The sequence below is a fragment of the Myxococcus vastator genome (assembly GCF_010894475.1).
Lineage (GTDB): Bacteria > Myxococcota > Myxococcia > Myxococcales > Myxococcaceae > Myxococcus > Myxococcus vastator.
The window spans coordinates 1-438 of sequence record NZ_JAAIYB010000974.1 but is presented as its reverse complement, the minus strand read 5'-3'; the positions used below and the strand labels follow the sequence as shown (position 1 = coordinate 438).

Annotated in this window: 1 protein-coding gene; it reads right to left on the bottom strand. The window is 71.9% G+C overall.

The features are described from left to right. Positions 1 to 133: 133 nt before the first annotated feature. A partial coding sequence (locus G4D87_RS38630) for a GNAT family N-acetyltransferase (protein WP_163787691.1) occupies positions 134 to 438 on the bottom strand: 305 nt, incomplete at its 5' end.

Below are 438 nucleotides of genomic sequence, written 5' to 3'. Positions count from 1 at the left end.
GAGGAGGGACTGGCCATCGCCGGTCGTAACATGTGCTTGGCCGGTCCCTCAACTTCCCGTCTTTCCTGGCGAATTGGGTGCCAGCCGCCCCTGGGAGCAGGCGGGCGGACCCTGCCCTGGAGCCACGCGGCGCCTATTTGCGTCGAGCGCGCCACTCGTCGCGGCTCTGCCCCCAGCGGTCGACGCGGACCGTGTCGTGCGGCGGTGGCATGTGTGCCGGGCCCAGCACCCGCGACCCCAGCCGGAGCGCGACCTGCTGGGACGGGGTGTTCTCCGGCACGATGCAGTGGATGACGTCGGTCCAGCCCAGGTGGTCGAAGGCCCAGTCCATGGTCGCCGCCGTCGCCTCGGTGGCGTAGCCCCGGCCCCAGAACTCGCGGAGCAGGCTCCAGCCAATCTCCGTTCCCGGCCAGCCCTCCGGCTTCCACGGGCCCACCC